We start from the raw sequence: 6111 nt of genomic DNA on the forward strand, positions 1-6111 counted from the left end.
GCTGTCCCAGGCGAACCAGGTGCCGGGCACGCCGAGGCCGATGTGGAACTCGGCATCAAGGTCTCCGCCCGCGACCGCCCGCCTGTGTACGGCCGCCGGACCGGTCTCCGGCAGCAGGGCGAAACAGACCAGGCTGACCAGGGCGATCCCGGTCAAGTACAGCGCGACGCCCCACGGCGGACCGGAGCCGTCCGCCAGCGCCGTCGCCACGATCGGGGTCAGCGCCCCGCCCAGCACACCGCCCAGGTTGTAGCCGACGGCCGCGCCCGTGCAGCGGATCCGAGGCGCGTACAGCTCGGGCAGGTACGCGGCCACCACCGAGAACATCGTCACCATGCCCAACAGGGCCCCGACGAAGCCCACCGTCATCAGCAGCGGATCGGCCGTCCGCAACAGCGCCACCAGCGGGAACATCCACACCGCGCAGATCGCGCACCCGATCAGGCAGAGCGGCCGCCGCCCGTAGCGGTCACCGAGCACCGCGATCAGCGGGGTCGCCAGGCCCTTGATCGCGACCGCGACCATGATGCAGGCCAGCATCGCCGTACGGCTCACCGCGAGGTGCTCGGCGGCATAGGCGAGGGACCAGGTGGTGACCGCATAGAAGACGGCGTACCCGACGGCGAGCGCCCCGCCGGTCAGCAGGAGCAGCCGCCAGTGGCCCCGGAACACCTCGGCCAGCGGGGCCTCGGCCCGCCGGTCCGTCGCGGCGAGCGCCCGGAAGTGCGGGGTCTCCTCCACCGAGCGGCGCAGCCACAGTCCGGCCAGCGCCAGCACCCCGGCCGCCCAGAACGGGACCCGCCACCCCCACGCGGTGAACTGGGCGTCGGTCAGCGACGCGGACAGCCCCAGCATCAGCCCGTTGGCGAGGAGGAAGCCGACCGCCGGCCCCATCTGCGGGAAGCTCGACCACAGTCCGCGCCGCCGCTCGGGGGCGTGCTCGGCGGTCAGCAGTACGGCGCCGCCCCACTCCCCGCCCAGCCCGAGGCCCTGCAGGAAGCGCAGCAGGAGCAGGAGTACGGGCGCGGCCATGCCGATCGAGCCGTACGAGGGCACGCAGCCGACGGCCACCGTGGCGAGGCCGGTGAGCAGCAGTGAGGCGAGCAGCACCGGGCGCCTGCCGTAGCGGTCACCGATGTGGCCGAAGACCGCCGAACCGAGCGGGCGGGCCAGGAAGCCGACGCCGAAGGTGCCGAAGGCGGCGAGGGTTCCGGCGAGCGGGGAGAAGGAAGGGAAGAAGAGCGGGCCGAGCACGAGGGCGGCGGCCGTCCCGTACACGAAGAAGTCGTAGAACTCGATCGCGGTCCCGGCGAGCGAGGCCGTGGCCAGCCGCAGCATGCCGGGCCCGGCGGAGCCGTCGGCTTCGGCGGGCGGGGGCTCGGGCGAGCTCTCGCGCGCGGTGGCGGGGGAAGGGGCGGGGGAGGCCTCGGGGGCGGAGGTGGCCGGGGGCGGGGACGGGTCGTGTGGCATGCCGCACCAGATACCCGTTCCCCGCCCCGCGGGACGTGAGTTCGGCCGTAAGCGACCGGAAGGAGTGCGTCATGCCCCGAAGTTGACGCGTTGCGGTGCCTACCAGCCGCGCTCGCGCCATTCGGCGAGGTGCGGGCGCTCGGCGCCGAGGGTGGTGTCGTTGCCGTGGCCCGGGTAGACCCAGGTCTCGTCCGACAGCTGCTCGAAGAGCTTGTGCTGGACGTCGTCGAGCAGGCTGGCGAAGGCCTTCGGGTCGTCGTGGGTGTTGCCGACGCCGCCCGGGAAGAGGCAGTCGCCGGTGAACACGTGGGCGTGACCGTGCGGGTCGTCGTAGACCAGGGCGATCGAGCCGGGGGTGTGGCCGACCAGGTGGCGGGCGGTGAGGCTGACCCGTCCGACCGTGACCGTGTCCCCGTCGGCGAGGAGCACGTCGGTCGCCACCGGGATGCCCTCGGCGTCGAAGGCGCCCGCGTAGGTGCGCGCACCGGTCGCCTCGACCACGTCGGCGAGCGCGCCCCAGTGGTCACCGTGCCGGTGCGTGGTGACCACGGACGCGATGCCGTCGTCGCCGATCAGGCTGAGCAGGGTGCCCGCCTCGGCGGCCGCGTCGATGAGCAGCTGCTCGTCGGTGGCGCGGCAGCGCAACAGGTAGGCGTTGTTGTTCATCGGGCCCACCGCGACCTTGGAAATCATCAGGTCCGCAAGTTCGTGCACGTCGGCGGGACCGCCGACCTTGACCTCTCCGGTGTACGTCATGTCCTGATCCTAGAGCGGGGGGAGCTCGGGAAGGGGGCCGCCCGAGGTGGTCAGGGAGGCGCCCTTGTCGCCGCGGCCGGCCAGCCAGGCCAGCAGCCCGGCGGGGGTGCCGGACACGGTCACTTCGGGATCCCCGGCGGACCCGGTGCGCCAGTGCCGGCCGTCGGTCGCGACGAGGGCCACCGGCGGTACCTCGGGGCGGCCGGACCAGCGGTCGGCGAGGAAGACGATCTCGCGTGCGGTGAACTCGTCCGGAAGGTCGGAGAGCTCGTAGCCGATGTTCAGGTCGACGTGGTGCAGATCGGCCTCGACCCAGCGGCGGAAGGGCACGTTGGCGGCGAGGTCGGTGATGCCGTTGCGCAGCTCGACCGTGCGGGACCAGTCCTGGTCATGCTCGGTGGTGGCCATGAAGCGGGCCGCGGAATCACGGAGGTCCGTCAGGTGTTCTTCCAGAGGCCGGCCGGCGTCGCGCTCGATGTCCGCGTCGCGGGCGGAGGCGCTCTCGTACATCGGGCGTCCCTCAAAGACGTTGACGAGTGCGTCGGCGTTGCGTGCGAGGTGGGCCAGGATGTGGCCGCGGGTCCAGCCCGGGAGGTGTGACTCCTCGGCGAGGGCCGCGTTGTCCAGTTTCGCGACAGCGGTCAGCAGCCGGTCCGTGGCTTCACGTACAGATCGCAGGTCGTGCACATGATCAGTCATGACGGCGAGCCTAGTGGCTCACCCGGCGCGGCCACACGATTGGGTGAAGCGGTCTGCGGAGTGCCGTAAATCGAATGTGCGTGCTATACGCTCGGAAGTCAAAGGACCCAGTCCATCGCAGAGGCGCCCCCCATACCCTGGGACGGGGGCCGTGCCCCGCTCTCTCAAGAAAGGTGCGGACCGGCGTGACCGACCGTCTCATCGTTCGTGGCGCTCGCGAGCACAACCTGAAGAACGTCTCGCTCGACCTGCCCCGCGACTCACTCATCGTCTTCACCGGACTCTCCGGGTCGGGCAAGTCCTCCCTGGCCTTCGACACGATCTTCGCCGAGGGCCAGCGCCGCTACGTCGAGTCGCTCTCGTCGTACGCCCGCCAGTTCCTGGGGCAGATGGACAAGCCCGACGTCGACTTCATCGAGGGCCTCTCCCCGGCCGTCTCGATCGACCAGAAGTCGACCTCGCGCAACCCGCGCTCGACCGTGGGCACCATCACCGAGGTCTACGACTACCTCCGCCTGCTCTTCGCCCGCATCGGCAAGCCGCACTGCCCCGAGTGCCGCCGGCCCATCTCGCGCCAGTCGCCGCAGGCGATCGTCGACAAGGTGCTCGCGCTCCCCGAGGGCAGCCGCTTCCAGGTGCTCTCGCCGCTGGTGCGCGAGCGCAAGGGCGAGTTCGTCGACCTCTTCTCCGACCTTCAGACCAAGGGCTACAGCCGGGCGCGGGTGGACGGGGAGACCATCCAGCTCTCGGAGCCGCCGACGCTGAAGAAGCAGGAGAAGCACACCATCGAGGTGGTCATCGACCGCCTCACCGTCAAGGAGAGCGCCAAGCGCCGGCTCACCGACTCCGTGGAGACCGCCCTCGGTCTCTCCGGCGGCATGGTGATCCTGGACTTCGTCGACCTCGCCGAGGACGACCCCGAGCGTGAGCGGATGTACTCCGAGCACCTCTACTGCCCGTACGACGACCTGTCCTTCGAGGAGCTGGAGCCGCGCTCCTTCTCCTTCAACTCGCCGTTCGGCGCCTGTCCCGAGTGCACGGGTATCGGTACGCGCATGGAGGTGGACCCGGAGCTGATCATTCCGGACGAGGACAAGTCCCTGGACGAGGGCGCGGTCTCCCCGTGGTCGCTCGGTCACACCAAGGACTACTTCCAGCGGCTGATCGGCGCGCTCGCCCAGGAGCTGGGCTTCCGCACCGACATCGCGTGGGCCGGGCTGCCGGCACGCGCGAAGAAGGCCCTGCTGTACGGGCACAAGACGCAGATCGAGGTCCGCTACCGCAACCGGTACGGGCGGGAGCGGGCGTATACGACGGCCTTCGAGGGCGCCGTGCCGTTCGTCAAGCGGCGGCACGCGGAGTCGGAGAGCGACGCCAGCCGCGAACGCTTCGAGGGCTACATGCGCGAGGTGCCCTGCCCGACCTGTGAGGGCACCCGCCTCAAGCCGATCGTGCTCGCCGTGACGGTGATGGAGAAGTCCATCGCCGAGGTCGCCGCCATGTCGATCAGCGAATGCGCGGACTTCCTGGGGCGGATGCGTCTCGACGCCCGCGACAAGAAGATCGCCGAGCGGGTCCTCAAGGAGGTCAACGAGCGGCTCCGCTTCCTCGTGGACGTCGGTCTCGACTACCTCTCGCTCAACCGGGCCGCCGGCACGCTGTCCGGCGGTGAGGCCCAGCGCATCCGGCTCGCCACCCAGATCGGCTCCGGTCTGGTCGGCGTGCTCTACGTGCTGGACGAGCCGTCCATCGGTCTGCACCAGCGGGACAACCACCGGCTCATCGAGACCCTGGTGCGGCTGCGGGACATGGGCAACACGCTCATCGTGGTCGAGCACGACGAGGACACGATCAAGGTGGCCGACTGGGTCGTGGACATCGGTCCGGGCGCCGGAGAGCACGGCGGCAAGGTGGTGCACAGCGGGTCGCTGAAGGACCTGCTGAAGAACACCGAGTCGATGACCGGCCAGTACCTGTCGGGCAAGAGGTCCATCGAGATCCCGGACATCCGCCGGCCCGTGAACGGGGAGCGCAAGCTGACCGTCCACGGCGCCAAGGAGAACAACCTGCAGGACATCGACGTGTCCTTCCCGCTGGGTGTGCTGACGGCCGTCACCGGTGTCTCGGGCTCCGGTAAGTCCACGCTGGTCAACGACATCCTGTACACGCACCTGGCGCGTGAGCTGAACGGCGCCCGCTCGGTGCCGGGCCGGCATACGCGGGTCGAGGGCGACGACCTCGTCGACAAGGTCGTGCACGTCGACCAGTCGCCGATCGGCCGTACCCCGCGGTCCAACCCGGCCACGTACACGGGCGTCTTCGACCACGTCCGCAAGCTGTTCGCGGAGACGATGGAGGCGAAGGTGCGCGGCTATCTGCCGGGCCGCTTCTCCTTCAACGTGAAGGGCGGCCGGTGCGAGAACTGCGCCGGTGACGGCACGATCAAGATCGAGATGAACTTCCTGCCGGACGTCTACGTCCCGTGCGAGGTCTGCCACGGCGACCGGTACAACCGGGAGACGCTGGAGGTCCACTACAAGGGCAAGTCCATCGCGGAAGTCCTGAACATGCCGATCGAGGAGGCGCTGGGCTTCTTCGAGGCGGTGCCGACGATCGCGCGTCACCTCAAGACGCTCAACGAGGTCGGGCTGGGTTACGTCCGCCTCGGCCAGTCCGCGCCGACCCTGTCGGGTGGTGAGGCGCAGCGTGTGAAGCTGGCCTCCGAGCTGCAGAAGCGGTCGACGGGCCGGACGGTCTACGTGCTGGACGAGCCGACCACCGGTCTGCACTTCGAGGACATCTCGAAGCTGATCAAGGTGCTCTCCGGGCTGGTGGACAAGGGGAACTCGGTGATCGTCATCGAGCACAACCTGGACGTCATCAAGACCGCCGACTGGGTCATCGACATGGGCCCGGAGGGTGGCTACGGAGGCGGCCTGGTGGTGGCCGAAGGTACGCCGGAGGCGGTGGCCTCGGTGGGCGCCAGCCATACGGGCAAGTTCCTGCGGGACATCCTGGGCGCCGACCGGGTCTCCGACGCGGGTGGGTCCCCGGTGCGGGCCGTGGCGAAGAAGGCTCCGTCCAAGAAGGCCCCGGTAAAGAAGGCCGTGGCCACCAAGGCCGCAGCCGCCAAGAAGGCGGCCCCGGCGAAAAGGGCGACGACCCGGGCGCCCAAGGCGTAGCCGC

4 protein-coding genes are annotated in these 6111 nt (G+C 70.1%); 1 reads left to right on the plus strand and 3 read right to left on the minus strand.

The window, feature by feature from the left end; all coding sequences use genetic code 11:
• The 3 genes from ACWGIU_RS26685 to ACWGIU_RS26695 all read right to left on the minus strand — a co-directional run.
• Positions 1–1338, minus strand: a 1338-nt coding sequence (locus ACWGIU_RS26685) for an MFS transporter (RefSeq protein ID WP_453709867.1), incomplete at its 3' end; no start/stop codon positions are given.
• Between the two features lie 231 nt (positions 1339–1569).
• Positions 1570–2226 carry an MBL fold metallo-hydrolase gene (locus ACWGIU_RS26690; protein ID WP_453709861.1) on the minus strand — a complete coding sequence of 219 codons (657 nt, stop codon included), beginning with the start codon at positions 2224–2226 and terminating at the stop codon, positions 1570–1572.
• Between the two features lie 9 nt (positions 2227–2235).
• Positions 2236–2925, minus strand: coding sequence for a maleylpyruvate isomerase family mycothiol-dependent enzyme (locus tag ACWGIU_RS26695; protein WP_453709863.1), 690 nt, complete (start codon positions 2923–2925; stop codon positions 2236–2238).
• Between the two features lie 185 nt (positions 2926–3110).
• Between ACWGIU_RS26695 and uvrA the strand changes: the two genes are divergently transcribed.
• Positions 3111–6107: an excinuclease ABC subunit UvrA gene (uvrA, locus tag ACWGIU_RS26700; protein ID WP_453709865.1), complete on the plus strand. Its 2997-nt coding sequence runs from the start codon at positions 3111–3113 to the stop codon at positions 6105–6107.
• Positions 6108–6111 lie beyond the last annotated feature (4 nt).

The organism is Streptomyces sp. NPDC054840 (genome assembly GCF_053611065.1).